This is a genomic window from Micromonospora sp. NPDC000442 (genome assembly GCF_042898635.1).
Taxonomy (GTDB): domain Bacteria; phylum Actinomycetota; class Actinomycetes; order Mycobacteriales; family Micromonosporaceae; genus Micromonospora.
The window spans coordinates 144,583-169,225 of the sequence record NZ_JBIAYZ010000009.1; the positions used below are offsets into that span (position 1 = coordinate 144,583).

The window sequence follows — 24,643 nt, forward strand, 5'->3', positions numbered from 1 at the left end:
GGTGCGGGTTGGGGAGATCCTGTCCATTCGCGGTGAGGTACGGGCCCGCTCCGACGGCGGTTCAAAGGCCGCCAACTTTTTTTCGATGTTTCTTTCCGCGCCCGGCCGGTCACCGTCCGCCTTCGGCCGACCGACGCTCAGGATGCGGTCACTGCTGGCAGAGATGGTCGTAGGCGAAATCGCCGACGAGTTCGTCGCGACGATCCCGTAGCCGCCGAATGCCGGCCAGCAGATTCCCGAGTGGCACCAGCGGCGGCGCGCCGGACTCGATCGTCCGCAGCCGCTCGCCGATCGCGAGGACGGCCAGGTCCTCGGCGAGCCGGGCGGGTTCGACGCCACAGGAGAGGCCGTACGCCTGCACGGTCACCCGCTCCACCAGCACCTCGCCCGGACGCACCTCGGCCCAACTCCAGCCCTCGGCCGGCCCCTGCGTCCAACGCACGTGCAAGCCACGCAGGATGGGGTCGGTCAACCGACGCGCCACGTACGCCTCCACCGCTTCGGCGCGGGCGAGCGCGCCGAGGTCGTTGACCGCACCCTCACGTCCGTCGGGCAGCCGGCCGACGATGTCCCGGAACCCGACGTCCGCGGCGTCCGAGCCGGCGGCACCGGCGGCGTACCGACGGGCGTCGACGAGGTACGCGACGATCCGCGGCCCGTGTCCGGCGGTACGCAGGGTGTCGGAGACGATCCGCAGCAGCGGCAGCCCGATCGCGGCGGCGACGGCTTCCGTGGTCCGCTCGGCCCGCCTGGCGGTGGCGTCGGTCGGCGGTGACCGGAACTCGACGGCGAACTCGGGCCGTCCGGTCGCCGCCGTGCAGACCACATGGTCGAACAGCGTCCGGCTGGCCGTGTTCCACTGGCTGGCCGTGAGACCAGGTGGCCGGCGCCGGACGATCTCGCCCAGGCGCAGCCCGGCGTGCACCCGCTGCTCCGCCCGGATAAGCACGGCGCCCCGCCCGGCCTCCTCCGGCACCTGCGACAGCCCGCGATCGTGGTCACCGGTCATCGTCGTACCCATGAATCCTCTTCAACCTCTCTTGCCGGCCGGCAGCGGCCGCAAAGGCCGGACAACGGTGCGCGGGCAGCTCGACAAGGCTCTCCTCCCGCCGGCCGACCGAGTCTAGGATGACGATCATGCCGGCGGCGTCCCCGGCGGGCGGTCGGTGACCGGACGGTGGTCGACGGCGGGCCATCCAGCGCCCGGGCCGAGGAGGTGGACGGGTGCGGGTGGTGTCCCTGGTGCCGTCGCTGACCGAGGCGGTGGCGACGACCCTGCCCGGGTTGCTGGTCGGTGCCACCGACTGGTGCACCCACCCGGCGGACCTGGACGTGCCACGGGTGGGCGGCACCAAGTACCCGGACCTGGACCGGATCCGCGATCTCCGTCCCGACCTCGTCCTGCTCAACGTCGAGGAGAACCGACGGGCGGACGCCACCGCCCTGGCCGCGGCGGGCGTACCGATCCGGGTGACCTATCCGCGCACCGTGGACGGTGCGCTGACCGAGCTGGCCGACCTGCTTCGCGACCTGGGATCGGCAGCGGAACCGCACTGGCTCACGGAGGCCCGTCGAGCCTGGGCAGCGCTACCGGGAACGCCGGTCCGCCGACGCGCGGTGGTGCCGGTCTGGCGACGACCGTGGGTGGTGCTCGGCGCCGACACGTTCGCCGGGGATCTGCTGCACCGGCTCGGCATCGCCAACCCGTACGCCGAGCAGCCGGAGCGGTATCCACGACCGAGCCTGCGGCAGCTGCGGGACCAGGCACCGGAACTCATCGTGCTGCCGGACGAACCGTACCGCTTCACCCGGGACGACGGGCCCGAGGCGTTTCCCGGCATTCCCTGCGCCCTGGTGTCCGGTCGGCACCTGACCTGGTACGGCCCGTCGTTGGCCGAGGCTCCCGCACTGCTGGCCGCCCAACTCGCCGACCTGTACGTCGCCCACTGACCGCTGCGGTGGCGGGTCGTCCAGGGCCGGCACCGGTCGCGGGTCCCGGTGAACACGGGTCGAAGGTCCCGGCCGGCAACGGCCCGCCGGCCCTGATCTCCGGGTGCTTCCCGGGCGTCCAATAGAAGTGCCACCGGGACACGCGGTGCGAAGCAGAGAAGGGACGTGGACATGATGACCGCGATGATCGAGCGGAACACCGCCGCCAAGACCCCGGTGGCCGAGACCAACCAGGAGCAGAACCTCCGCACCCGGGCCACCCGCTACCTGCTCGCCGGGCTCCGCCTGGCGCTCGGTTGGGTCTTCCTCTGGGCCTTCCTGGACAAGGTGTTCGGCCTGGGGTTCGCCACCGAGGCGAAGAACGCCTGGATCAACGGGGGCAGCCCGACCAAGGGCTTCCTCAGCTTCGGTGCCGCCGGCCCGTTCCAGGGCTTCTACAACGGAATCGCTGGAGCCGTCTGGGCCGACTGGCTCTTCATGATCGGCTTGGCCGCCATCGGTACCGCACTGCTGCTCGGCATCGGGGTGCGCGTCGCCGCCGCGGCCGGCGGTCTGCTGCTGGTGCTGATGTGGACGGCCGTCCTGCCCCCGGAGAACAACCCCTTCATGGACGACCACCTCGTCTACGCCGGTGTGCTGGCCCTGCTCGCGGTGACCAATGCCGGTGACACCTGGGGCCTCGGCCGCACCTGGGCCCGGCTGCCGATCGTGCAGCGGTTCGGCTGGCTCCGCTGACCTCGATCACCTCCCCCGCGGCGGGCGTCACCTACCGGTGGCGCCCGCCGCACCGCGTCCGCCCGGCTCGGCCACGGGTGGCCCGCATCGGTCCGCGGGGTGCCGGGCCGTAGCATCCGGCAGGATTGTGCTGACCGGAACCGACGCACCAGGAGAATCCGCATGAACCAGGCAGCGAGCAAGCCCGAGATCGGCCCGATCGAGGGCGCCCCGCCGGCCGACCTCGTGATCGAGGACATCACCGTGGGCGACGGCCCCGAGGCCCAGCCCGGGCAGGTGGCCCGGGTGCACTACGTCGGGGTGTCGCACTCCACCGGCGCGGAGTTCGACGCCTCCTGGAACCGGGGCGAGCCGTTCGACTTCCCGCTCGGCGGCGGACGGGTCATCGCCGGCTGGGATCAGGGCGTGGTGGGGATGCGCGTCGGCGGCCGGCGTCGGCTGACCATCCCGCCGCACCTCGGGTACGGCAGCCGAGGCGCCGGTGGCGTCATCAAGCCCAACGAGACCCTGGTCTTCGTGGTCGATCTGCTCGGCATCCGCTGACCGCACGCGTCCGGCGCCGGCCCCGTGCCCGGCGCCGGACGCATCGTCGGGACCCCGCCCCGGGTGCGCCACCCGGGCGGGCCGCATACCGGCGCCGACCGGTCACGCCGCGGCGAGCACCCGCTCCGACGCGGCGACGACCGGGATGACCCGCCCCAGGCCGGTGGCCCGCAGCACCCGCTCCACCAGGGGCGGCGGGTCGACCAGCACCAGGTTGCCGCCCTGGGACCGCACCCAGAGCCGGGCCGCGACCAGTGTGCGGACCCCGGCCGCGGAGAGCAGTCGAACCCCGGAAAGATCCACCCGCAGCTCGGTGCGGGCGGGGGCCGCCCAGAGAGCGGCGCGGAACGCCGCGACCGTGGCGATGTCGATCACACCGACCACGCGAACGCACACCGCGTCATCGGACACGCTGGTCTCGACGTGGAACCGTTCCTCGCGCTCTCGCATACGACGAACCTATCCCCCGCCACCGACACTTCCACCCTGCTGGAAGGCGGTTCCGGGTAAGCCCAGGGCATGACCCGTAGGCCGATCGGGTCCACCCTAGGGACGATCCCCGCCCCTGGGTGACCACCGTCGGGACCGCCTCGGAGCGCCGGGCCGACCCACGGCGGGCGGCCCGGCGCGTACGCCCGGTCAGCCGCCGCTCGCCGACGGCTGCGGTTCGGGCGAACCTCCGGCGACCGCCCCCGGGTCCGGCGCCTGGGTGGGCGTGGGCCGCAGACCGGCCGGCACCGGCAGTGCGCTGCCCTTGGCGAACTGCTCCCAGCTGACGTTCCACGCCGTCCAGCCGTTGCCCTCGTCGAGCTCGACCTCGGTGCCCTTGACGGTGACCAGGTCGCCGACCTGGGTGATGCTCATCAACCAGTCCGCGTTGGCCGCGGACAGGTTGGTGCATCCGTGTGACACGTTGGTGTACCCCTGATCCCCCTCCGACCAGGGTGCGCCGTGGATGAACTCACCACCCCAGGTGAGTCGCTGCGCGTCGGAGACGTCGACCACGTACGGATCGGCCGAGCCCCGCGTGTCGAACGTGGTGAACTCGTGCTTCTCCATGATCACCATCTTGCCGCTGGAGGTGGGCGTGCTCGGCTTGCCGAGGCTGACCGGCAGTTTGCGCAGCAACTTGCCGTCCCGGATCACCGACATCTGCTTGCTCGCATTGTCGATCTCCAACTCGACCTGCCGACCGATCTTCGAGGTGGCCCGCCGGTCGGTGTCACCGACATGCTCCTTGCCGATCGGCAGGCCCTCCAGCGCGGAACGGACCTTGATCGTCGTACCCGGCCGCCAGAAATCGGGCGCTCGGTAATAGACCTGACTGCCGTCGGCCACCCAGGACCAGGTGCCCGGCTGGGGTGGATCCGTTTTCACGAACAAACGGCGCTGCACATCCGCCCGCGCCTCTTTGGGAATTGGCGGGTCGAAGGCGACGGTTACCGGCATGGCCGTTCCGTACGTCCGATCACCGGCAAAATACAATGTGCTGACAATGGCCGGTTTGGATGATTTGGGCTGCGTCGTGAAGGTCGTCCTGCGGGTGACCGTCTTCCCGGAGTTGCCGGTCGCGGTGACCTCCGCGGTGTACGTCCGCTTCGGCTCCAGTGTCCGGCTCGGCACCCACCCGGTGCCGTCCTCACGCGGCTCGGCCGCGACGGTCCCGCCCTTGTCGTCGGTGATCCGCACGGTGGTCACCCGCCCGTGCTTGACCGCCGTGCCGATCTCCCCGGTGACGGGCACGTCCCGGGTCCCCTCGGCCGGCGTCACGGACAGTTCCGGGTTGGCTCGCGCCTCGGTGGGCTGCCCGGCCCGGCGATCGCTGGTGCACGCGCCCAGCGCCAGCGGTGCCGCTGCGACACTCACCGCCAACAGCGTCAGTCGCCGCCTCAACATCATGATGCGTCCCCCCGTTATCGCCGCTTCCTCCGCCACATTCTCCCTAACTCGGCACCGACGTTTTTGCGGTTTCGGCCAAGAGCAGGGACATTGCATGGAGAACCTTTTCCGTAATCGCACTCAGGCGAACGGAAAAGGCCAGCGACGACGATACGGGCGATACTCGGCCGCCTGTGGCGCTATGTCCGGCGCCGTACCACTGAGCCGGCCCGCGCGTCCGCGCGCCGGCGGCCAGCGTCGATCCGATCCGGCCGCCGCTCATGCTTGGCGCGCGGTGGATCGCGCGTTCGCCGTCCCGTCCGAGAGCCGGGACGGCGAACCCGCTCGATCGGTCTGGGCCGTCAGACCGTGGCGATCAGCAGCGCCGGCTGCTCGACACAGTCCGCCACGTGCCGCAGGAACCCGCCGGCCACGCCGCCGTCGCAGACCCGGTGGTCGAAGGTGAGGCTCAGCTGCGTCACCTTCCGGACCGCGAGCTGGCCGTCGACGACCCACGGCTTGTCCACGATGCGGCCGATGCCCAGCAACGCGGCCTCCGGATGATTGATGATCGGGGTCGAGCCGTCGACGCCGAACACCCCGTAGTTGTTCAACGTGAAGGTTCCCCCGGTCAGCCGGGTCGGCGGCAGTTCGCCCGCCCGGGCCGCAGCGGTGGTGGCCGCGAGTTCGGTCGCGAGTTCGGTGGTGGTGAGCCGCTCGGCGTCCCGCAGCACCGGCACCACCAGTCCCCGGTCGGTCTGGGCGGCGATACCCAGGTGCACCCCGGCGGACTGCACGATCCGCTGCCCCTCGGTGTCGACCCGCGCGTTGAGCTGCGGGTAGCGGCGCAGCCCGGACAGACAGATCCGCGCGAGCAGGGCCAGGATGCTCACCGGACGGTCCGGGCGGGCGGAGTTGATCGCGGCCCGGGTCTCCAGCAGGCCGGTGGCGTCGGCGTCGACCCAGATGGTCACCTCGGGGATCTCCCGCCGGCTGCGCGACAGCTTGTCCGCGATGGTTCGGCGAATACCGGTCAACGGAATGACCAGATCCTCGGCACCGACCGGGGCCGGGTCACCCTGCGCCGGGTGTTGCGCCGTCGTCGCCGGCCGGTCCGACACCGCGGTGAGCCGGGCAGTCACGCCGATCGGGCCTCCGGTGACGTCGCGGGCCGCCGCCTCCACGTCGGCCCGCCGGACCACACCGCCGGGGCCGCTGCCGCGCACCGTCGCCAGGTCCACCCCACGCTCGCGGGCCAACCGCCGCACGATCGGCGAGATGACCAGGGGCTGGGCTGCCCGGGACGGGCCGGGCTCCCGGTCGGCCGGCGCCGGTGGCCGACCGGGACCGGACGGTGTCACCGCCGGACCGGGCGGGACCGCCGCGGCGACACTCACGTCCGGTGCGTGGGTGGCCGCGGCGAGCCGAGGCCGCCTGCGGCGGCGGGAACCACCGTGGCCGGTGCCGTACCCGATCAGGACGTTGCCGGAGCCGGCCCGCTCCTCCTCACGGTAGACCGCGTGGCCGGTCGGCTCGTTGCCGTCGGCGCGCCCGCTGACCGGCTCGGCGACGGTGATCAGGGGCTGGCCCACCGGGCGTACCTCACCCTCGACGCCGTGCAGGGCGACGACCCGACCGGCGTACGGGCAGGGCACGTCGACGACCGCCTTGGCGGTCTCGACCTCGACCACGGTCTGGTCCACGCTTACCGTGTCGCCGACCGCGACCCGCCACTGCACGATCTCCGCCTCGGCGAGACCTTCACCGAGGTCGGGCAGGAGGAAAACCTTCTCGGTCATGCCGCACTGCTCTCGGTCAGCCAACGCTGGTCGGGCTGGTCGTCCCACTGCAACCGGGCCACCGCGTCGAGTACCCGGTCGACCGAGGGCAGGTGGGTGTGCTCCAGCATCGGCGCCGGGTACGGGATGTCCAGCCCGGAGACCCGCAGCACCGGGGCGTGCAGCGCGTGGAAGCACCGTTCCTGTACCCGGGCGGCGATCTCCGCACCGACCCCGGCGAAGCCCTGCGCCTCCTGCACCACCACGCATCGCCCGGTGCGCCGCACCGAGGCGGCGATGGTGGCGTCGTCGAACGGCACGATGGTGCGTACGTCGACCACCTCCAGGTCCCACCCCTCGTCACGGGCGGCCTCGGCGGCCTCCAGCGCGACCGGGACCGCCGGTCCGTACGCGACCAGGGTGGCGTCGCGTCCGGGCCGGCGCACGACCGCCCGACCGAACGGCTCGGTCCGCGTCGGCAGCGCGGTCTCGGCGCCGGCGAAGTAGAGCTTCTTCGGCTCCATGAACACCACCGGGTCCGGGTCGTCGATCGCCTCCCGCAGCAGCGAGTACGCGTCGTCGACGGTCGCCGGGGTGACCACCTTCAGGCCCGGGGTGTGTGCGTAGTACGCCTCGGAGGAGTCGCAGTGGTGTTCCACGCCGCCGATCCCACCGGCGTAGGGCACCCGGATCACCATCGGCACGCTCAGTGCGCCCCGGGTGCGGTTGCGCAGCTTCGCCACGTGCGAGGCGATCTGCTCGAACGCCGGGTACGCGAACGCGTCGAACTGCATCTCGACCACCGGCCGCAGCCCGGACATGGCCAGCCCGACGGCGAACCCGACGATGCCGGCCTCCGCGAGGGGGGTGTCGAAGCAGCGCTTGTCGCCGAAGCGGGCCTGTAGTCCGTCGGTGATCCGGAAGACCCCGCCGAGTTGGCCGACGTCCTCGCCGAAGACGAGCACCCGCTCGTCGTCGAGCATCGCGTCGGCGAGCGCGGCGTTGAGCGCCTTCGCCATGGTCATGGTGGCCATCAGGCGTCCTCCTCCGCTGCCGCGGCCAGTTCGGCGCGTACCTGCTCCCGCTGCTCCACCAACTGCGCGGTGGGTTCGGCGTAGACGTGCTCGAAGAGGCTGAGCGGGTCGACCGTGGGTTGGGTGTGCATCCGTTCCCGCAGTTGGGCCGCGTACGTCTCGGCCTGCTCGGCGATCTCGGCGACGGACGCGTCGTCGAGCACGTCCCGGCCACGCAGGTAGGTCTCCAGCCGGACCAGCGGATCGCGGTCGCGCCACGCCTCGACCTCGTCGGCGTCGCGGTAGCGCGAGGCGTCGTCGGCGTTGGTGTGCGGCTCCATCCGGTAGGTGTGCGCCTCGACCAGGTACGGTCCCTTGCCGGCGCGGGCGTGCGCGACCGCGCGGGTGAGCACGGCGAGCACGGCCACCGGGTCGTTGCCGTCGACCTGCTCGCTGGGGACGCCGTAGCCGACGCCCTTGTAGGCCAGCGCCGGGGCGGCGGTCTGCCGGGACAGCGGGACGCTGATGGCATACCGGTTGTTCTGCACGAAGTACACGACCGGGGCCTTGAACACGGCGGCGAAGTTGACTCCCTCGTGGAAGTCGCCCTCGCTTGTGGCACCGTCGCCGATGTAGACCAGGGCCACCGTGTCGCGCCCCTGGTACGACTCGCCGTAGGCCAGTCCGGCGGCGTGCACGCACTGGGTGGCCAGCGGGGTGCACTGCGGCGCGGTGCGGCGCTGCGCCGGGTCGTACCCGCAGTGCCAGTCGCCACGCAGCAGCGTCAGCACCTCGACCGGGTCGATGCCGCGGGCGGTCAACGCCATCGACTCCCGGTAGGTGGGGAAGACCCAGTCGTCGTCGCGTAGTGCCAGGACGCCGCCGACCTGGCAGGCCTCCTGGCCCCGGGAGGACGGGTAGACGGCCAGCCGACCCTGCTTGGTCAGCGCGGTGGCCTGCGCGTCGAAACGCCGGCCGACGACCATCCGCCGGTACATCTCGCGCAGCGCCTCGACGGGCGGTTCGGGGTAGTCCGCGCGGGCCGGCAGCAGGGTGCCGTCCGGGTTGAGCAGCCGGACCGGTTCGGTCCGGGGCAGCAGGCCGGCGGCGGGATCGGGCGCGGTCGGGGTGGCCGGCCGCCGCTTGCGCGGAGATGCCCTGCGGGCCGCCTGGGGGGTGGTGGTCACGGCGGAACCTCCTGGACGTGTGGTGGCCCTATGCTCCTGCTGTCGGATGATTGACTCAAGATGCCCGGTGAACGCGGGATGAATGGCACCCGGAGGAGGCCAAGATGAGCCAGGAGGCCGCCGATGAGGCGGACCGGCGGGGCGGAACGGGACGTTCGGCCGTCGCCCTCGACGAGGTGGACCGGCGCATCCTCGACGAGCTGAGCCGGGACGGTCGGCTCTCCATTCGGACGCTCGCCGAACGGGTGCACGTCTCGCGCACCAACGCGTACGCCCGGGTGGAGCGGCTGTTGCGCGACGGGGTGATCACCGGTTTCTCCGCGCGGGTCGCCCCGGAGGCGGCCGGCCTGGGCACCTCGGCGTACATCGCGCTGACGATCAGGCAGAACACCTGGCGGGAGGTGTCGGCGGAGCTGGCCCGGGTGCGCTATGTCGAACACGTGGCGCTGCTCAGCGGTGAGCACGACGTGCTCGCCCTGGTCCGGGCGCCGGACAACGCCACCCTGCGGGACGTGGTGCTGGACCGGGTGCAGCGCATCGCTGGGGTGCTCGCCACCCGCAGCTGGCTGGTCTTCGAGGAATACGACGGGGTGCGGAGCCCGTGGGGGTGACCGCTCAGCGCTCGGGCGGGGACTCCAGGCCCTCCCGGTCGGCCAACTCCAGCAGCGGCGCCAGGGAGAAGCGGTGCTGGTCCAGGCCCGCGTGCGGGTCGCCCCGATCGGCGAACCGGCCCGGCATGGTGGTCACGTCGAAGTCCTCCGGCCGGGCGTCGTCCAGCTCCGCCCAGTCCAACGGGGCGGAGACCAGCGCGGCCGGCGTCGGCCGGATCGAGTACGCCGAGGTCATGGTGTGGTCCCGGGCCATCTGGTTGTAGTCGACGAAGACCGGCCGGTCCCGCTGCTCCCGCCACCAGGTGGTGGTGACCAGGTCCGGCCGGCGCCGCTGCATCTCCCGCCCGAGGGCCAGCACCGCCCGGCGGCAGTCGCCGAAGCTCCACCGCGGTTCGATCGGGACGTAGACATGCAGACCCCGCCCGCCGGTGGTCTTCGGATAGCCGGTCAGGCCCAGCTCGTCGAGGAAGGCGCGCACCTGCTGCGCCACCGGCACCACCTGGTCGAAGCCGACCCCGGGCAGCGGGTCGAGGTCGATCCGCAGCTGATCCGGCCGCTCCACGTCCGCCCTGGTCACCGGCCACGGATGGAAGCGCAGCGTGCCCAGGTTGACCGCCCAGATCACCACGGCCAACTCCCCCGGGGCGACCTCGTCGGCGGTGCGTCCGCTGGGGAAGGTGATGTGGGCGGTGCCCACCCAGTCGGGCGCGCCGGCCGGCACCCGCTTCTGGTAGAACGCGTCACCCCGGTTGTCCTGCCGGGTGGCGATGGTCGCGCCCTCGAAAACGCCGCGAGGCCACCGTTCCAGCATGGTCGGCCGGTCCCGCAGCGCGCGCAGAATGCCGTCGCCGACGGCGAGGAAATAACGCACCACGTCGAGCTTGGTCAGCCCACGCTCGGGGAAGTACGGCTTGTCCGGGCTGGTGACGCGGACCGTCCGCCGCCCCACCTGGATCTCCTCCGCCGCCGTCGCCACACCTGTGAGGGTACGACGCGGCACCCGGCGCGGCGGGCCACCGCCGGACGCCGGGCCGCGACGAGGCCCAGCCTGCCGAGCCGCGGCGCCGCCGGCCGGACCTGGTGGAACTGCCGTCGTCGCGCCGATCAGCCGTTTTCGCGTTGCAGACGTGCGGCCAGCATCTGCTTGCCCTGCTCGCCCGCCTTGCGGTTGTTCTCCTGGATCTTGCGGAACCAGGTGGCGAGTTCCTCGTCACCTCGGGCGTCCGCGTCGGCGATGTAGATCTCCAGATGCCAGATGTTCTCCAGCGACATCTGCAACGCGTGGATCAGGTCGTAGTTCTTGTCCTTCACCGGACTGTCCGGCCGCTGCACCATGGTGGCCACGACTCACCTCCAGCTCGTTCGGTCCCGGCCGCATACCCCGGCTCGGCAGCGGCACACGCATCAGCCCGAGGCGCAGTTTCCGCCGACCTGCGCCCCGAGGCGCCGCGGAGTCCGACCGCGCCCAAGGCGCTCAAGAAGTCGCTGGACGCGATGCGGGCCTGACGATCCGCGCCCCGTGAGTGGCGGCGGAGCCCGTTCACCAGGCCGTCGGCGGCACCCCGTCCGGCGGCGGCAGGATCTGCCGCAGCCGGCCCGGGGGTACGCCACGGGGCCGCCACTCCCGGGGGTAGCCCACCGACACCTCCTCGAACCGCACCCCGTCGTGCCAGGTGGTACGCGGAATGTGCAGGTGGCCGTAGACCACCGCGGCGGCGTCGAAGCGTACGTGCCAGTCGGCGGTGGCCTCGGTGCCGCACCACTGGGCGAAGATCGGATACCGCAGGACGCGCGTCACCTCCCGGACCAGCGGCCAGTGGTTCATCAGCACGGTCGGCAGCGCCGGATCACGCTCGGCGAGCCGGCGGGCGGTCTCGGCCACCCGGGCCGCACACCACGCCGACCGGCTCTCGTACGGGTCGGGGTGCAGCAGCACCTCGTCGGTGCAGACGATCCCGGTCCGGTACGCCTCGGCCAGCGCCGCCTCGGGCGTGTCGAAGCCGTCCGGCCGCCAGCTGTGGTCGTACAGCAGCATCAGCGGCGCCACCGTCACCGGGCCGCCGGGCCCCTCCCACACCGGGTACGGGTCCTCGGGAGTGACCACGCCGAGTTCACGGCACAGCTCGACCAGGTGGGCGTAGCGCGCCGCACCCCGCAACGTCACCGGGTCGCCGGGAGGCGTCCACAGCTCGTGGTTGCCCGGCGACCAGACGACCCGGGCGAACCGCCCGGCCAGCAGCCGCAGCGCCCAGTCCACCTCGGCGACGGTGTCGCCCACATCACCGGCGACGAGCAGCCAGTCCTGCGGCGTCCGGGGACGCAGCCCCTCGACGACCGGCCGGTTCTCCGGATGCCCGACGTGCAAGTCGCTGATGGCCAGGAGACTGCCACCGTCGTCCGTCCCCGCCATGCGGCGATACTAGTGTGCCCGCCAGGCTCTCGGCTCGGCCGCAGGCGGTGATCCCGTTTCCCGGCTGCGGGTCCACCATGCGCCGCGCGGTCGCCCGCTGCGGCCCGCCGTGCCGGCGTACCCGGTAGGATCCCCTCGGGCCGTGACTGGCGCATTGGAGATGGAGAACCATCGGGGAGCGGCCCCGTCACGAGGACGCATGCCGAGCGCCTGGGCCTTCCGTACGTCACCTGGAGGTCGCATGTCGCGCAACGCCGAATCCACCGCCTTCCGCAGCGCTCTTGAGGTGATCCGTGGTGTCGAGCCGCGGGTCGCCGACGCGATCGGGGCGGAACTGGCCGACCAGCGCGAATCGCTCAAGCTGATCGCCAGCGAGAACTACGCCTCCCCGGCGACGTTGCTGGCCATGGGCAACTGGTTCAGCGACAAGTACGCCGAGGGCACCATCGGGCGCCGGTTCTACGCCGGCTGCCAGAACGTGGACACCGTCGAGGCGCTCGCCGCCGAGCACGCCCGGGAGTTGTTCGGCGCGTCGCACGCGTACGTGCAGCCACACTCGGGCATCGACGCCAACCTGGTGGCGTTCTGGGCGATCCTGGCCGACCGCGTCGAGTCCCCCGCGCTGAGGAAGGCGCAGGCCCGCCACGTCAACGACCTCACCGAGGCGGACTGGTTCGCGCTGCGGCGCGAGCTGGGCGACCAGCGGATGCTCGGCATGTCGCTCGATGCCGGCGGGCACCTCACCCACGGTTTCCGGCCGAACATCTCCGGCAAGATGTTCGACCAGCGCAGCTACGGCACCGACCCGGCCACCGGCCTGGTCGACTACGACAGGGTCGCCGAGGCGGCTCGCGAGTTCCGCCCGCTGGTGCTTGTCGCCGGCTACTCGGCGTACCCGCGGAAGATCAATTTCCGGATCATGCGGGAGATCGCCGACTCGGTCGGCGCCACCTTCATGGTGGACATGGCGCATTTCGCGGGCCTGGTCGCCGGCAGGGTCTTCACCGGCGACTTCGACCCGGTGCCGCACGCGCACATCGTCACCAGCACCACGCACAAGTCGCTGCGTGGTCCGCGCGGCGGCCTGGTGCTGTGCGGCCCGGAGCTGGCCGACCAGGTCGACCGGGGCTGCCCGATGGTGCTCGGCGGCCCACTGCCGCACGTGATGGCCGCCAAGGCGGTGGCCCTGGCCGAGGCCCGCCGGCCCGACTTCGCCGGCTACGCCCGCCAGATCGTCGACAACGCGCAGGCACTGGCCGAGGGCCTGCTGCGCCGGGGGGCCAAGCTGGTCACCGGCGGTACCGACAACCACCTGGTGCTGATCGACGTGACCGGCTACGGGCTGACCGGCCGGCAGGCCGAGCAGGCGCTGCTGGACTCGGGCATCGTCACCAACCGCAACGCGGTGCCGCAGGACCCCAACGGCGCCTGGTACACCTCGGGCATCCGGGTGGGTACGCCGGCGCTGACCACCCGCGGGCTCGGCACGGCGGAGATGGACACCACCGCCGAGCTGATCCACACCGTGCTCAGCCAGACCAGCGCCGGGGTGGGCCCGGACGGCACGGCCTCCAAGGCGAAGTACGTCCTGGACCCGGCCCTCGCGGACAAGGTCGGCCGCCAGGCCAGCGAGCTGCTCGCCGGTTTCCCGCTCTACCCGGACGTCGAGCTGGGCTGACGATGGTCGCGCCGGGCCGGGACGTAGCGGCCCGGCGCGATCCCGGCCCGCTCCGGAGTGGTCGAACGTCCGGCGGAGCCCTTGTTGGCGCGGCGGGGGTGGAACCGCCTCAGGCGAGCGGACGCTTGAGGTGGTAGCGGTGGACCTCGGTGCTGCCCTGCACGTTGTTCACGTCCTCGGCGGCGGAGACGAGTTCCCAACCGTCCCGCCCGGCGCGGTTCAGATGCGCGATGGCGGTGTCGCCGTACGCCGTGATGTCCTTGCGGGACCCGTCGGGGCCGTACCAGACGAACGAGACATGAAAATTGCGGCCCTGTCCCTGGTAACGGCGGACCAGCAGGGCGTACTCCCAGGCAACCATGTCGCCCATTATGACCGTCCACGGAGGACGACGGCAGGACAGCGGTCACAGGTTGCGAACCGGTGAACGCGATGAGTCGCCGCACCCTACCGGTCAGCTCACCGGCACGGTGCGCAGCCCGCGGGCGGTCGCCGGATCCGCGCAACCGGCCAGGGCCAGCGCGTCCCGCAACTCGTCGGCGAGCAGGGCCAGTGCGGTGCTGGCCGCCGGTTGCCCACCGACCGCCAGAGCCCAGAGCATCGGCCGACCGACCAGGACACCGTCGGCACCCATCGCCAACGCGCGCAGCACGTCGACGCCGCCCCGGATCCCGCTGTCCAGCAGCACCTCGCACCGGTCACCGACCGCCGCCACCACCTCGGGCAGCATGGTGGCGCTGGCCGGGACCCCATCGAGCTGCCGGCCGCCGTGGTTGGACACGACCACCGCCTGCGCCCCCACCTCGACGGCCCGCACGGCGTCGGCTGGATCGAGGATGCCCTTGACAACCAGCGGCAGGTCGCACCTCTCCCCCAGCCACCGCAGGTCCGCCCAGCTCAGTGCCGGAGCGAACGCCGCGTCGTGCTGGGCGGACATCGGGGTGACGCCCGGCGTACCGCCGTGGGCCAGATCGTCGCGACCACCGGGCAGATTCGCCGGGACCAGCTCCGGCGGGAGCCGGAAGGTGTTGCGCAGATCCCGGAGACGTCGACCGAGCACCGGCACGTCCACCGTGACCACCAACGCCCGGCAGCCGGCGGCGCGGACCCGGGCCAGCAGGTCAGCCACCAGCGACCGGTCACGCAGCCAGTACAGCTGGAACCAGACCTCGGCGCCGGTGGCGGTGACCTGCTCGATCGGGGTGCTGCCGAGAATGCTGGCCAGGTACGGCACGTCGGCGGCACGGGCCGCGGCGGCCAGTGCCGGTTCGCCGTCGGGATGCACCAGCCGCTGGTACGCCATCGGCGCCACCCCCACCGGCATCGCGTACTCCCGGCCGAGCAACCGGGTCCGCAGTCTCGGGGTGGTCACCCCGGTCAACACCCTCGGCAACACGCCGACCCGGTCCAGCGCGCTGCGGTTCGCACCGAGGGTCACCTCGGCACCACTGCCGCCGTCCAGGTAGTCCCAGACGTGCGGCGGCAGCACCGTCCGGGCCAGGGCGGCAAAGTCGGCCAGGCAGACCGGGGCCGGGCCGGGCGTGATCTCCATGCGGTCCACCATCGCCGACCCGGCTCCCGCCACGCCAGCGCGGTGCCGGAGGAGCGGCGGTGTCGCGGCGAGGTGGCCGGGCGGAGTCGGGCGTCCCGGGACCCACCGGGCGCGCCACCTGGCGTACCGTCGGGAGGTGGCCAGTTGGGACGACGTACGCCGGATCGCGCTGGGCCTGCCGGAGACCAGCGAGCGGCCCTCCTACGACGGGGTGGCCGCCTGGCGGGTGAAGGACAAGCCGTTCGTCTGGGAACGCCCGCTACGCGGCAAGGAACTCCAGGATCTCGGTTCGGCCGCGCCGGACGGTCCCATCCTCGGGGTGCGAGTGGCGGACCTGGGCGTCAAGGAGGCGTTGCTCGCCGACGACCCGGACCTCTTCTTCACCACACCGCACTTCGACGGCTACCCGTCGGTCCTGGTCCGGCTGGACCGGATCGACGTCACCGAACTGACCGAGCTGATCGTCGAAGCCTGGTACGCCCGCGCCCCGAAACGGTTGGCCGCGTTGCACCAGGCGGAGACGGCACCACCCGAAGCGGAACGGTAAGCGCCAGCACCAGGGCCACGGCGCTGAGCAGGGCACCGATCAGCGCCGTGCGGTGCACGCCGTGGCTCGGCAGCGTGAGCCCGCCGATGAAGGCGCCACCGGTGATGCCGACGTTGACGGCGGCGGACACGGTGGCGGCGGCGATATCCGATCGCCCCGGCGCCACCTGCAGGACGAGGCCGCCGAGGGTCGCGGTGAACGCGGCGAACGCCAACCCGGCCAGGGCGATCAGGCCGACGGCCGCAGCGGGCCGATGACCCAGTGTGTACAGCCCGCCCAGGGCCAGCGACTGTAGTGCGACCGTCGCGACCAGGGCGAGCCAGGGGCTGCGATCCACCAGTACGCCGATGGCGAGGATGCCGAGCACACTGGCGATGCCGCGGACGAGCAGGACGGCACCGACCGAGGTGGCGGCCATCGCGCTGTGCTCGGTGACGAACAGGGCGACGTAGGTGTAGGCGGCGATCGCGCCGGCGGTGGCCAGAACGGCCACGGTGACCAGCAGCCAGAAGCGACGTACGTCCGGGGTCGCGCCCCGGGTGGCGTGTCCCTGGTCGGGCCGGGTCGAGGGCAGCAGCGAGGCGACCACCGCGAACACCACCGCACCGAGCCCGGCCACCGCCAGGAACGAGGCCCGCCAGCCGGCCCGCTCGCCCAGCCAGATGCCCGCCGGGACGCCGAGGGCCAGGGCGACGTTGCCACCGGCGAACACGATCGCGACCACCCGGCCACGGAGCCCCGGCCGGAACAGTTCCGCGGCGGCCGGCACCACCACGGCCCAGAACAACGCGTGGGTCGCCGCGGTCGCCATCCGAGCTGCCATCAGCACCGCGAAGCTGCTCGCGAGCACCGTCACCGCGTTGCTGACGACGAAGCCGGCCAGCAACGCCGACAGTAGTCGCCGGCGAGGCACGCGACGGACCAGCGCGGTCAACGGCACCGAGGCGACCATCACCACCGCGCCGTACGCGGTGACGAGCATGCCCACGTCCGCGGGTGACACGGCCAGGTCCAGCGCCATCGGCAGCAGCAGCCCGATGGGCAGCGCCTCCGCGGTGGTGTAGAGGAAGGTGCCGCCCGACAGTCCGATCAGGACCACTGTTGCCCGCCCGCGTTCCATGCACCCTCCAGTGTTACCGCCTATATCGCTTATGGCGGTAACATTAGGGAGCGCCCAACCCTGGGTCAACTGGTAAAGTCGATTTTGATGGAAACATTCGAGGGTGTCCGGAGGCTGCGCCTGGTGGGCGGCAACCTCGCGCTGGACTTCGTCAACACCCGTACCGGTCCACCCGTGGGGCCGCCCGACGACGACGTGCTCACCGGCTATCCCGCGCTGGTCGCCTGGGCCGGCTACGCAGGCGTCCTCACCGACGCGGAGGCGACCAGGTCGCACCGTCTCCGCCACGACGACCCGGACGCTGCGCAGGCCGCCTTCGAACGGTCACTGCGTACCCGCGACCGGCTCGACGAGGTGTTCCGGGCCCTGGCGAACGGCCGGAACCCGAGCAGGTCCACCCTGGCCCAGCTGCGCGACGACGAAGCTGACGCGCTCGGTCACGCGCAGCTCGACCGGGCCGGCAGCTTCGTCTGGAGCTGGCGGGACGACCACACCGCCGTCCGACCACTACGGCCCGTGGTGCACGCGGCGATCCAGTTGCTCACCACCGGCCCGCTGGACCGGATCAAGGGATGCGGCGGCTGCCGCTTCGTCTTCACCGACGAGAGCAAGAACCGAAGTCGACGCTGGTGCAGCATGGACGACTGCGGGACCGCCGAGAAGGCCCGACGCTACGTCGCCGCGCGCCGCACCCGGGCGGCCCGGTGAGCACCGGCGCCAGGCAGCGCCACCGGCCGCGTCGCCACCGGCAGACCACCGCCGGGGCGTCGCGTTCGTCCGCTGTTCGTCCCACCGCCACACCGGTGTCGCCCGCTCCGCGTACCGTCGACGCACGTGATCATCCGTTCGGCGACCACCGAGGTGCGCGCGTTACGCCGTATCGGTGACACCGCCCCGCACAGCGCCTTCACCGACCTGGTCCGGTACGCGGGAACCTGGTTCTGCGCGTTCCGCCAGGGCCGGTCGCACCTGTCCGACGACGGCGTCCTGCGGGTGTTGACCTCCTCGGACGGTCGGTCCTGGCAGACCGCGGCCGTCCTCGCACAGGCCGGTGTCGACCTGCGCGACCCGCGTTTCGTCCTGCGCCCCGACGGACGGTTGCAGCTGCTCGCCGCCGCCGCGACCGGCACGCCGAAGCGGTTCCGGACCGTCGCCGCGGTCAGCGACGACGGTCACCGGTGGGACGAACCACGGCCGATCGGCGAACCGGACATCTGGGTCTGGCAGGCCGCCTGGCGCGGCGACACGATGTACGGCATCGGCTACGCCACCCGGGAGCCACGGTCCGTCCGGCTCTACCGCAGCGAGGACGGCTTCGACCTGCGACCGGTGGTACGGACGCTGTTCTCCGGCGGCTATCCGAACGAGTCCGGGCTGGTCTTCGACCCCGACGGCACCGCCACCTGCCTGCTGCGGCGCGACGGCGGCACGGCCACCGCCCAGCTCGGCCGTGCCCGCCCGCCGTATCGGGAGTGGACCTGGACGGACCTCGGGGTACGCGTGGGAGGGCCGGCGCTGTGCCGGCTGCCCGACGGCACCCTCGTGGCCGGCGTACGCCTGCACGACGGCGCGGTGCGGACCGCCATCTGCGCCGTCGACGTGGCCCGGGGCCGGCTGCGGGAGCTGGTCACGCTGCCCTCCGGCGGCGACTCCAGCTATCCCGGCCTGGCCTGGCACGACGAGCGGCTGTACGTCAGCTACTACTCCTCCCACGAGGGGCGCAGCTGCGTCTACCTGGCCGAGGTCGACCTCGGGTCGCGCTGAGGGCCCGCCGGCCACGTCCGTAGCCGGGACGCAGCCCGGCTCGGCAGGTCGGCGGAGGACTGCTGGTCGGCGCCGGACGACAGATCGGCGGGGATCGGCAGGTCGGCGAGGGGTGGCCGATCGGCCTCGCTGGGCGAGAACAGCGGTCCGGTCATGACATCCCCACCTCCACCATCGACGTCGCTACGGCGCGAACCGGCCGCAGGTCGCCCTGCTCGGAGCACTGCCGGAACCCTACGGCAGGCACGATGGACATTGCTTCATGCAAATGGACGCCCGAGAAGGGCGACTGGCCGGATTGTCGCCGGGTCACCCGGCGAGGATGATCGATTCCGTGTGTCAGCCATCGGTGATGGAATCAACACCGAGCGTTCATCCTCTCACCGGGGTGTTCCAGCCGGCACCGGGGTCTGCGCGTGGATGTGGAACCGCAGGGACCGGGCGTCGGTGAAGCAATCCCGCATCGGCCGGACCAGTTCGCGATGCTCCGGGCTGCGCTCCCACGCCTCGAAGTCGGCCAGGCTGGCCCACTCGCTGGTGATGAGCCACTGCTCCGGGTCGGTCGACGAACGGCACACCTGGTCGACCAGGTGGCCCGGCACACCGTCGGCGACCAGGTGCCGGACCGCCTCGTAGGCCCGCAGGAAGTCCTCGGTCCGCTCGTCGGGCACCCGGACCAGGAAGACCACCCGGGCGCGGTGCCCCGACCCGTCGGGACCGCGGTGCCCGCCAGCTCGCTCCTCGCGCTCCCATTCATTCATCACGGTTCCTCTCCGGCCGGCGGCGCACCGCGCAGCACCAGCGCACTGTTGAATCCGTCGAAACCCCGGGCACAGATCAGCGCCAACCGGGTACGCGGGCGGCGGGCGGCCCGCAGAAAATCCAGCTCGCAGCCCTCGGCGACCACCTCCGGGCCGGCCGAGGCGGGCAGGGTGTCGTGCGCGAAGGCGAGCAGGGCGGTAGCCACGTCAAGTGCCGACCCACCCTGATGCGCCCGCCCGGTCAACTCCTTATGGGTACTGACCGGCGGCATGCGGGCGCCGAAGACGGCACGCAGGGCGCTCGCCTCGGCCCGGTCGTAGCGGGGCACCCCGAGAGCGTCGGGAACCACCACGTCCACCTCGTCCGGCTCGACGCCGGCCCGGCCCAGGGCCAGCCGCATCGCGCGGGCGTACTGGTGCGGGTCACCGGCGCTGTCCGGCGTGGTGTGCGCCGCGTCGTGGGTGGCCCCCCAACCGGTCACCTCGCCGTAGACGCGTGCCCCCCGGGCACGGGCGTGGTCCAGTTCCTCCACCACGAACACCGCGCCGCCCTCGGCGGGCAGGTAGCCGCTGGCGGTGGCGTCGAACGGCCGGTAGGCATGTTCCGGATCGGACACCTCGCTGAGCAGGCCGGAACGCAGCTGACAGGCCAGCGCATACGGGCTCAACGGGCACTCGGTGGCCCCGGCGAGCACCACCGAGGCGCCGCGCCGCACGGTCCGTACCGCGTGCGCCAGACTGTCCAGGCCGCCGGCCGACTCCGCCACCAGCACCCCGCATGGCCCCTTCGCCTGATGGCGGATGGAGAGCTGTCCGACGCTGGCCGCGTAGAACCAGGCGATCGACTGGTACGCGCCGACCGTGCGCGACGGCGACGACCAGAGGCGTTGCAGCTCCCGCTGGCCGAACAGGTTGCCGCCGGAGGCGCTGGCCAGGGTCACCGCCCAGCCGTACGGGTCGGTGGCCCGCTCCGGCAGGCCGGCGTCGGCCAGCGCCAGCGCGGTGGCGGCGAACCCGAGGTGCGTCCACCGGTCGGTCTGCACCAGAGCGCGGTTGTCGGCGTACCGGGACGGGTCGAAGTCCGCCACCTCACCGCCGAGCCGGCTCGGGTACCCGGCGGCGTCGAACAGGGTGATCGGCCCGGTACGGCGGCGGCCGGACAGGACCGTACGCCAGTGCGCGTCCGCGCCGACGCCGCTGGGTGCCACCACCCCGACGCCGGTGACCACGGCCCGCCCGCCGGTCATGCCGTCACCTCGAGGGCCGTCCGGACCCGACGCGTGCTCACGGTGTCACGTCCCGGGCCAACCGGCGGAACAGCATGGCCGACTGGAAGCCGCCGAAGCCGCTGCCCACTGAGAGCGCCACGTCCACCGGCACCTCCCGGGCCTCGTTGGGCACGTAGTCCAGGTCGCATTCCGGATCCCGGGTGGCCCAGTTGGCCGTCGGCGGCACCACCCCGAACTCGATGGCCAACGCGCACGCGGCCATCTCGATGGCGCCGATGGCACCCAGTGAGTGCCCGACCATCGACTTGATCGAGCTGATCGGCACCCGGTAGGCCGCCGCGCCGAGCGACCGTTTGAACGCGGCCGTCTCGTGCCGGTCGTTCTGCCGGGTACCGGAGCCGTGGGCGCTGATGTAGGAGACGTCCTCGGGCGCCAGTCGGGCCTGCCGCAGTGCGTCGGTGATGGCCAGCCCCATCTCCAGGCCGTCGGGTCGCAGCCCGGTCATGTGGTAGCCGTTGCTGCGACTGGCGTAGCCGGCCACCTCGCAGTAGACGTGCGCGCCGCGCCGCGCGGCGTGCCCGGCCTCCTCCAGCACCAGCACCGCCGCCCCCTCGGCCAGCACGAAACCGTGCCGGTCGGCGTCGAAGGGGCGGGAGGCGTGCGCCGGGTCGTCGTTGTCCGGGCTGGTGGCCTTGATGGCGTCGAACGAGGCCACGGTGACCGGCGAGATGGGTGAGTCGGCGGCACCGGCGAGCACGATGTCGGCCTCGCCGTCGACGACGAGCTGGTGGGCGTACCCGATGGCGTCGATGCCGGAGGTGCAGCCGGTGGAGACCACCTGGGCCGGACCGTGCAGGCCGTGTCGGCAGGCCACGTCGGCGGCCAGGCTACTGGGCATCAGCGCCGGGTAGAGGTACGGGCCGCCGAGTGCCGCGTCGACCAACCAGCGCCGGCCGCTGTCGCTTACCGTCACGTACTCCTGCTCCAACGCCATGGTGCCGCCGACGGCGGTGCCGAGCACCACACCGGCCCGGTCCCGTTCGGCGTCGGTGAGTTCCAGTCCGCTGTCGGCGACCGCCTCGGCGGCACAGGCCAGCGCGAACTGCACGTACCGGTCGGCGCGCTGCCGCTGGGCGGGGGTCAGTCCGGCGGCGTCCGGGTCGAAGTCGCACTCGGCGGCGATCTGCGACCGGAACGGCGACGGGTCGAAGAAGCTGATCCGCCGGGTCGCCGTACGGCCCTCGGTGATGCCCTTCCAGAACCGGTCCCGGGTCACCCCACCGGGGGCCACCACCCCGACGCCGGTGACCACGGTGCGCCGGCTGGTCACGACCGGTCCCGCTGTTCGACCAGCTCGGTGTCGACGTGGCCGAGTTCCGGGCGCGGGGCCAACGGCCCGAGATGGAAGACCACCTCGGCGGGTACGTGACCGGTGTTGCGCAGCCGGTGCCGGACGTTGCGGGCCACGAACAGCGCTTCACCGGCCGCCAGCGGCACCGGCTCGTCGTCCAGGTCGACGGTGATGGCGCCCCGGGCGACGTAGAGGAACTCCTCGCTGTACGGGTGGTAGTGCTCGGCGATCCGCTCCCCCGGCGCCATCGTGGCCACGCCCATGAAACCCGAGGTGCTGCCGACGGTACGCGGACCGAGCAGGACGCGCAGTTCGCCACCGCGACGGCGGTCGGCGGGCACGTCCCGGGCGGCCACCAGGGCGAGGTCACTCATCGTCTGCTCCTGTCGCGCCGGTACCGGTCGACAAGACCGCCGACGCCGTACCCGTCGGGGTGACCCTCGTCGGCGGCGTGGTCGTCAGTTCGAGGGCGAGCCGCTCGACGTGTTCCTTGATCACGGCCAACTGCACCGCGCTGTTGGTGTTGATCCGTTCGGTCATCCCGGCGTTGTCCACCGGCGCGGTCGGCTTCATGGCGAAGTCCTGCACCCAGGTCATCCGGACACCGTCGGGTTCCTCGGTGTAGGTCCAGCGGATCCGCATGTACTCGAACGGTCCGGTCTCCACCCGGCGGGCCTGCACCTGACGGGTGACCGGGTCCGCGGTCCGTTCGCTCACCCAACTCCAGGAGACACCGTTCTCGTCGGGATGCATGGTGAGCCGGAACCGGACCGTGTCTGCGTCGCGGTCGAGGATCTCGGCCCGCGCGTACTCGGTGAACAGGTCCGGCCAGCTCGCCACGTCGTTGGTCACCGACCAGACCAGCTCCATCGGCGCGGCGATGACGATGCTGTTCTCGGTGTGCCCGGGCGGATCGGTCCGCCGGGCGACCAGGTCAGCCACGGCCGGGATGCTCAACTGCGCGGCCTGCTCCGGGATGCTCACCTGCCACCGGTCGGCGACCACGGCCGAGAGTTCGAGCAGGGCGAGCGAGTCCATGCCCAGTTCCTCCAGCGAGGCGGCCGGCGCGTGGGCGGCGGCATCCGGGTCGAGTCCGCAGTTGGTGACCAGGATGTCGGTTATCTCCGCGGTTAGCGAACCGCCGTCGGTGACGGTCATCGTTTCCTCCTCGGGTGTGCGGGTTTCGGTGCGGCGATCAGGCGGTCCACCAGCCCGGTGGAGTGACGCCCCTTGCGGAACTCGGCGTCGTCGAGCACCCGCCGGACGAACGGGATGGTGGTCCGCATTCCCGGCCCGGAGACCTCGAACTCGCCGAGCGCCCGGTCCAGCCGGCTCAACGCCAGGTCGCGGTCCGGGGCCCAGACCGCGACCTTCGCCAGCAGCGAGTCGTAGTGCGGACCCACCAGGTAACCGGCGTGGCCGTGGGTGTCGACCCGGGTGAACGGGCCGCCGGGTGGCACGAACCGGTCCAGCCGGCCGGGCGTGGGCGCGAAATCCCGATCCGGATCCTCCACGTTGACCCGGCACTCGATGCCCACCCCGGTGAACCGGACGTCCTCCTGACGCCAGCGCAGCGGGGTGCCGGCCGCGACATGGAACTGCTCGTGCACCAGGTCGATTCCAGTGATCATCTCGGTCACCGGATGTTCCACCTGGATGCGACAGTTGATTTCCAGGAAGTGGAACCGCTCCTCGGCGTCCACCAGGAACTCCACCGTCCCGGCACCGGTGAACCCGACGTCGAGCGCGCCGCGCAGGGCGATGCTGGCGATGGCGTCCAGCGTCGCCGGGGACAGCGCCGGCGCGGGCGCCTCCTCGACCAGCTTCTGATGCCGACGCTGCACCGAGCAGTCCCGGGTACCCAGGTGCACGCCGTTGCCGTGCGAGTCGCAGAGCAGCTGGACCTCGACATGCCGGGCGTCGGTCAGGTAGCGCTCGACGTACACCCGGTCGTCGCCGAAGGCGGCCTGGGCGGCGGCCCGGGTGCGCGCGTACGCCCGGGGCAGGTCCGCCGGGGCGCGGACCACGGCCATCCCGCGGCCCCCTCCCCCGGCCGCGGCCTTGATGATGACCGGATAGCCCACCTCGGCGGCGACGGCCGCGGCCTCGGCGGCCGTCGGTACCGGCTGCACGGCACCCGGCGCCAGCGGCAGCCCGGACCGGCTCATCAACGCCCGGGCGGAGGACTTGTCGGCCAGCACCGACATCACGTGCGGAGGCGGGCCAACGAAGGTCAGCCCGTTGTCCGCGCAGATCTCCGCGAAATCGGCGTCCTCGGAGAGGAATCCGTAGCCCGGATGCACCGCCTGGGCGCCGACCTTACGGGCGGCCTCCACCACCGCCGCGGCGTTGAGGTAGCTGCGCCGGCTGGCGGAGGGGCCGATCCGGACGGCCTCGTCGGCCAGCCGCACGGCCATCGAGTCGGCGTCCGCGGTGGAGTAGACCACGGCGGTACGGATGCCCAGTTCCCGGCACGCGCGCAGGATGCGCAGCGCGATCTCGCCCCGGTTGGCGATCAGCACCTTGGAGAACATCA

26 protein-coding genes and 1 riboswitch are annotated in these 24,643 nt (G+C 72.3%); of the genes, 8 read left to right on the forward strand and 18 right to left on the reverse strand.

All coding sequences use genetic code 11. The features are described 5' to 3' along the window. Positions 1-148: 148 nt before the first annotated feature. On the reverse strand, positions 149-1,021 hold the full coding sequence (locus tag ACFY2A_RS16785; protein WP_387172498.1) for a hypothetical protein: 873 nt from the start codon (positions 1,019-1,021) through the stop codon (positions 149-151). Between the two features lie 203 nt (positions 1,022-1,224). Here ACFY2A_RS16785 and ACFY2A_RS16790 point away from each other — a divergent pair, with 203 nt between their 5' ends. The 3 genes from ACFY2A_RS16790 (at position 1,225) to ACFY2A_RS16800 (ending at position 3,228) form a co-directional block, all read left to right on the forward strand. Then, complete coding sequence (locus ACFY2A_RS16790) at positions 1,225-1,950, forward strand: helical backbone metal receptor (RefSeq protein ID WP_387172500.1); 726 nt, start codon at positions 1,225-1,227, stop codon at positions 1,948-1,950. A 174-nt stretch (positions 1,951-2,124) separates the two neighbouring features. Beyond that, a complete protein-coding gene (locus ACFY2A_RS16795; protein ID WP_387172775.1) occupies positions 2,125-2,685 on the forward strand; it encodes a hypothetical protein in 561 nt (186 codons plus the stop codon). Positions 2,686-2,847: 162 nt separating this feature from the next. Continuing rightward, entirely contained in the window at positions 2,848-3,228 is a 381-nt protein-coding gene (locus ACFY2A_RS16800; protein ID WP_387172502.1) for an FKBP-type peptidyl-prolyl cis-trans isomerase, read from the forward strand. Positions 3,229-3,330: 102 nt separating this feature from the next. Here the strand turns inward: ACFY2A_RS16800 and ACFY2A_RS16805 are convergent, their stop codons facing one another. From ACFY2A_RS16805 to pdhA, 5 genes are all read right to left on the reverse strand, one after another. Beyond that, complete coding sequence (locus ACFY2A_RS16805; protein ID WP_363919745.1) at positions 3,331-3,678, reverse strand: anti-sigma factor antagonist; 348 nt, start codon at positions 3,676-3,678, stop codon at positions 3,331-3,333. 189 nt (positions 3,679-3,867) lie between these two features. Beyond that, positions 3,868-5,127, reverse strand: coding sequence for an Ig-like domain-containing protein (locus tag ACFY2A_RS16810; RefSeq protein WP_387172504.1), 1,260 nt, complete (start codon positions 5,125-5,127; stop codon positions 3,868-3,870). A gap of 341 nt (positions 5,128-5,468) precedes the next feature. Next, positions 5,469-6,905, reverse strand: a complete 1,437-nt coding sequence (locus tag ACFY2A_RS16815; RefSeq protein WP_387172506.1) for a dihydrolipoamide acetyltransferase family protein — start codon at positions 6,903-6,905, stop codon at positions 5,469-5,471. After that, the gene (locus tag ACFY2A_RS16820; protein ID WP_387172508.1) at positions 6,902-7,918 is read right to left on the reverse strand and encodes an alpha-ketoacid dehydrogenase subunit beta; all 1,017 of its coding nucleotides are present in this window, start codon (positions 7,916-7,918) and stop codon (positions 6,902-6,904) included. Before ACFY2A_RS16820 ends, ACFY2A_RS16815 begins: the two co-directional genes overlap by 4 nt. Then, positions 7,918-9,084 carry a pyruvate dehydrogenase (acetyl-transferring) E1 component subunit alpha gene (gene pdhA / locus ACFY2A_RS16825; protein ID WP_387172510.1) on the reverse strand — a complete coding sequence of 389 codons (1,167 nt, stop codon included), beginning with the start codon at positions 9,082-9,084 and terminating at the stop codon, positions 7,918-7,920. The genes ACFY2A_RS16820 and pdhA overlap by 1 nt, the downstream gene beginning before the upstream one ends. 104 nt (positions 9,085-9,188) lie before the next feature. On the opposite strand from pdhA, the gene ACFY2A_RS16830 reads away from it, so the two are divergent. Further along, the gene (locus ACFY2A_RS16830; RefSeq protein WP_387172513.1) at positions 9,189-9,695 is read left to right on the forward strand and encodes an Lrp/AsnC family transcriptional regulator; all 507 of its coding nucleotides are present in this window, start codon (positions 9,189-9,191) and stop codon (positions 9,693-9,695) included. 4 nt (positions 9,696-9,699) lie between these two features. Here the strand turns inward: ACFY2A_RS16830 and ACFY2A_RS16835 are convergent, their stop codons facing one another. The 3 genes from ACFY2A_RS16835 to ACFY2A_RS16845 form a co-directional block, all read right to left on the reverse strand. After that, positions 9,700-10,671, reverse strand: a complete 972-nt coding sequence (locus ACFY2A_RS16835) for a DNA primase small subunit domain-containing protein (RefSeq protein ID WP_363919757.1) — start codon at positions 10,669-10,671, stop codon at positions 9,700-9,702. A 128-nt stretch (positions 10,672-10,799) separates the two neighbouring features. Beyond that, positions 10,800-11,030 carry a hypothetical protein gene (locus tag ACFY2A_RS16840; protein WP_363920235.1) on the reverse strand — a complete coding sequence of 77 codons (231 nt, stop codon included), beginning with the start codon at positions 11,028-11,030 and terminating at the stop codon, positions 10,800-10,802. 205 nt (positions 11,031-11,235) lie between these two features. Further along, complete coding sequence (locus ACFY2A_RS16845; protein WP_387172515.1) at positions 11,236-12,105, reverse strand: metallophosphoesterase family protein; 870 nt, start codon at positions 12,103-12,105, stop codon at positions 11,236-11,238. Between the two features lie 132 nt (positions 12,106-12,237). After that, a riboswitch (ZMP/ZTP riboswitch) is annotated at positions 12,238-12,328 on the forward strand. A gap of 18 nt (positions 12,329-12,346) precedes the next feature. On the opposite strand from ACFY2A_RS16845, the gene ACFY2A_RS16850 reads away from it, so the two are divergent. Then, positions 12,347-13,783 carry a glycine hydroxymethyltransferase gene (locus ACFY2A_RS16850; protein ID WP_363919761.1) on the forward strand — a complete coding sequence of 479 codons (1,437 nt, stop codon included), beginning with the start codon at positions 12,347-12,349 and terminating at the stop codon, positions 13,781-13,783. A 109-nt stretch (positions 13,784-13,892) separates the two neighbouring features. Here ACFY2A_RS16850 and ACFY2A_RS16855 read toward each other — a convergent pair whose 3' ends face one another. Then, positions 13,893-14,153 (reverse strand): hypothetical protein, encoded by a 261-nt coding sequence (locus tag ACFY2A_RS16855; RefSeq protein WP_091088513.1) that lies wholly within the window; start codon positions 14,151-14,153, stop codon positions 13,893-13,895. Positions 14,154-14,237: 84 nt separating this feature from the next. Further along, positions 14,238-15,335: an alpha-hydroxy acid oxidase gene (locus tag ACFY2A_RS16860; protein ID WP_387172518.1), complete on the reverse strand. Its 1,098-nt coding sequence runs from the start codon at positions 15,333-15,335 to the stop codon at positions 14,238-14,240. Positions 15,336-15,471: 136 nt separating this feature from the next. Here ACFY2A_RS16860 and ACFY2A_RS16865 point away from each other — a divergent pair, with 136 nt between their 5' ends. Beyond that, entirely contained in the window at positions 15,472-15,882 is a 411-nt protein-coding gene (locus ACFY2A_RS16865; RefSeq protein ID WP_363919765.1) for an MmcQ/YjbR family DNA-binding protein, read from the forward strand. Here the strand turns inward: ACFY2A_RS16865 and ACFY2A_RS16870 are convergent. After that, positions 15,776-17,002 (reverse strand): MFS transporter, encoded by a 1,227-nt coding sequence (locus tag ACFY2A_RS16870; RefSeq protein ID WP_387172521.1) that lies wholly within the window; start codon positions 17,000-17,002, stop codon positions 15,776-15,778. The two genes, ACFY2A_RS16865 and ACFY2A_RS16870, sit on opposite strands and share 107 nt — an antisense overlap. 87 nt (positions 17,003-17,089) lie before the next feature. On the opposite strand from ACFY2A_RS16870, the gene ACFY2A_RS16875 reads away from it, so the two are divergent. Together ACFY2A_RS16875 and ACFY2A_RS16880 are read left to right on the forward strand one after the other, a co-directional pair. After that, positions 17,090-17,710, forward strand: a complete 621-nt coding sequence (locus ACFY2A_RS16875) for a CGNR zinc finger domain-containing protein (RefSeq protein WP_387172523.1) — start codon at positions 17,090-17,092, stop codon at positions 17,708-17,710. Between the two features lie 126 nt (positions 17,711-17,836). After that, positions 17,837-18,766, forward strand: coding sequence for a sialidase family protein (locus ACFY2A_RS16880; protein WP_387172525.1), 930 nt, complete (start codon positions 17,837-17,839; stop codon positions 18,764-18,766). A gap of 380 nt (positions 18,767-19,146) precedes the next feature. Here the strand turns inward: ACFY2A_RS16880 and ACFY2A_RS16885 are convergent, their stop codons facing one another. From ACFY2A_RS16885 to ACFY2A_RS16910, 6 genes are read right to left on the reverse strand one after another with little or no spacing between them, the layout of a single operon-like run. Next, positions 19,147-19,527: an antibiotic biosynthesis monooxygenase family protein gene (locus ACFY2A_RS16885; protein ID WP_387172527.1), complete on the reverse strand. Its 381-nt coding sequence runs from the start codon at positions 19,525-19,527 to the stop codon at positions 19,147-19,149. Further along, positions 19,527-20,774, reverse strand: a complete 1,248-nt coding sequence (locus ACFY2A_RS16890; protein WP_387172529.1) for a beta-ketoacyl synthase N-terminal-like domain-containing protein — start codon at positions 20,772-20,774, stop codon at positions 19,527-19,529. The genes ACFY2A_RS16885 and ACFY2A_RS16890 overlap by 1 nt, the downstream gene beginning before the upstream one ends. Positions 20,775-20,811: 37 nt before the next feature. Continuing rightward, positions 20,812-22,086, reverse strand: coding sequence for a beta-ketoacyl-[acyl-carrier-protein] synthase family protein (locus ACFY2A_RS16895; RefSeq protein WP_387172532.1), 1,275 nt, complete (start codon positions 22,084-22,086; stop codon positions 20,812-20,814). Continuing rightward, complete coding sequence (locus ACFY2A_RS16900) at positions 22,083-22,481, reverse strand: cupin domain-containing protein (protein ID WP_164450155.1); 399 nt, start codon at positions 22,479-22,481, stop codon at positions 22,083-22,085. Before ACFY2A_RS16900 ends, ACFY2A_RS16895 begins: the two co-directional genes overlap by 4 nt. After that, a complete protein-coding gene (locus ACFY2A_RS16905) occupies positions 22,474-23,265 on the reverse strand; it encodes an SRPBCC family protein (protein WP_387172535.1) in 792 nt (263 codons plus the stop codon). The genes ACFY2A_RS16900 and ACFY2A_RS16905 overlap by 8 nt, the downstream gene beginning before the upstream one ends. After that, positions 23,262-24,641: an acetyl/propionyl/methylcrotonyl-CoA carboxylase subunit alpha gene (locus tag ACFY2A_RS16910; protein ID WP_387172537.1), complete on the reverse strand. Its 1,380-nt coding sequence runs from the start codon at positions 24,639-24,641 to the stop codon at positions 23,262-23,264. Before ACFY2A_RS16910 ends, ACFY2A_RS16905 begins: the two co-directional genes overlap by 4 nt. Positions 24,642-24,643 lie beyond the last annotated feature (2 nt).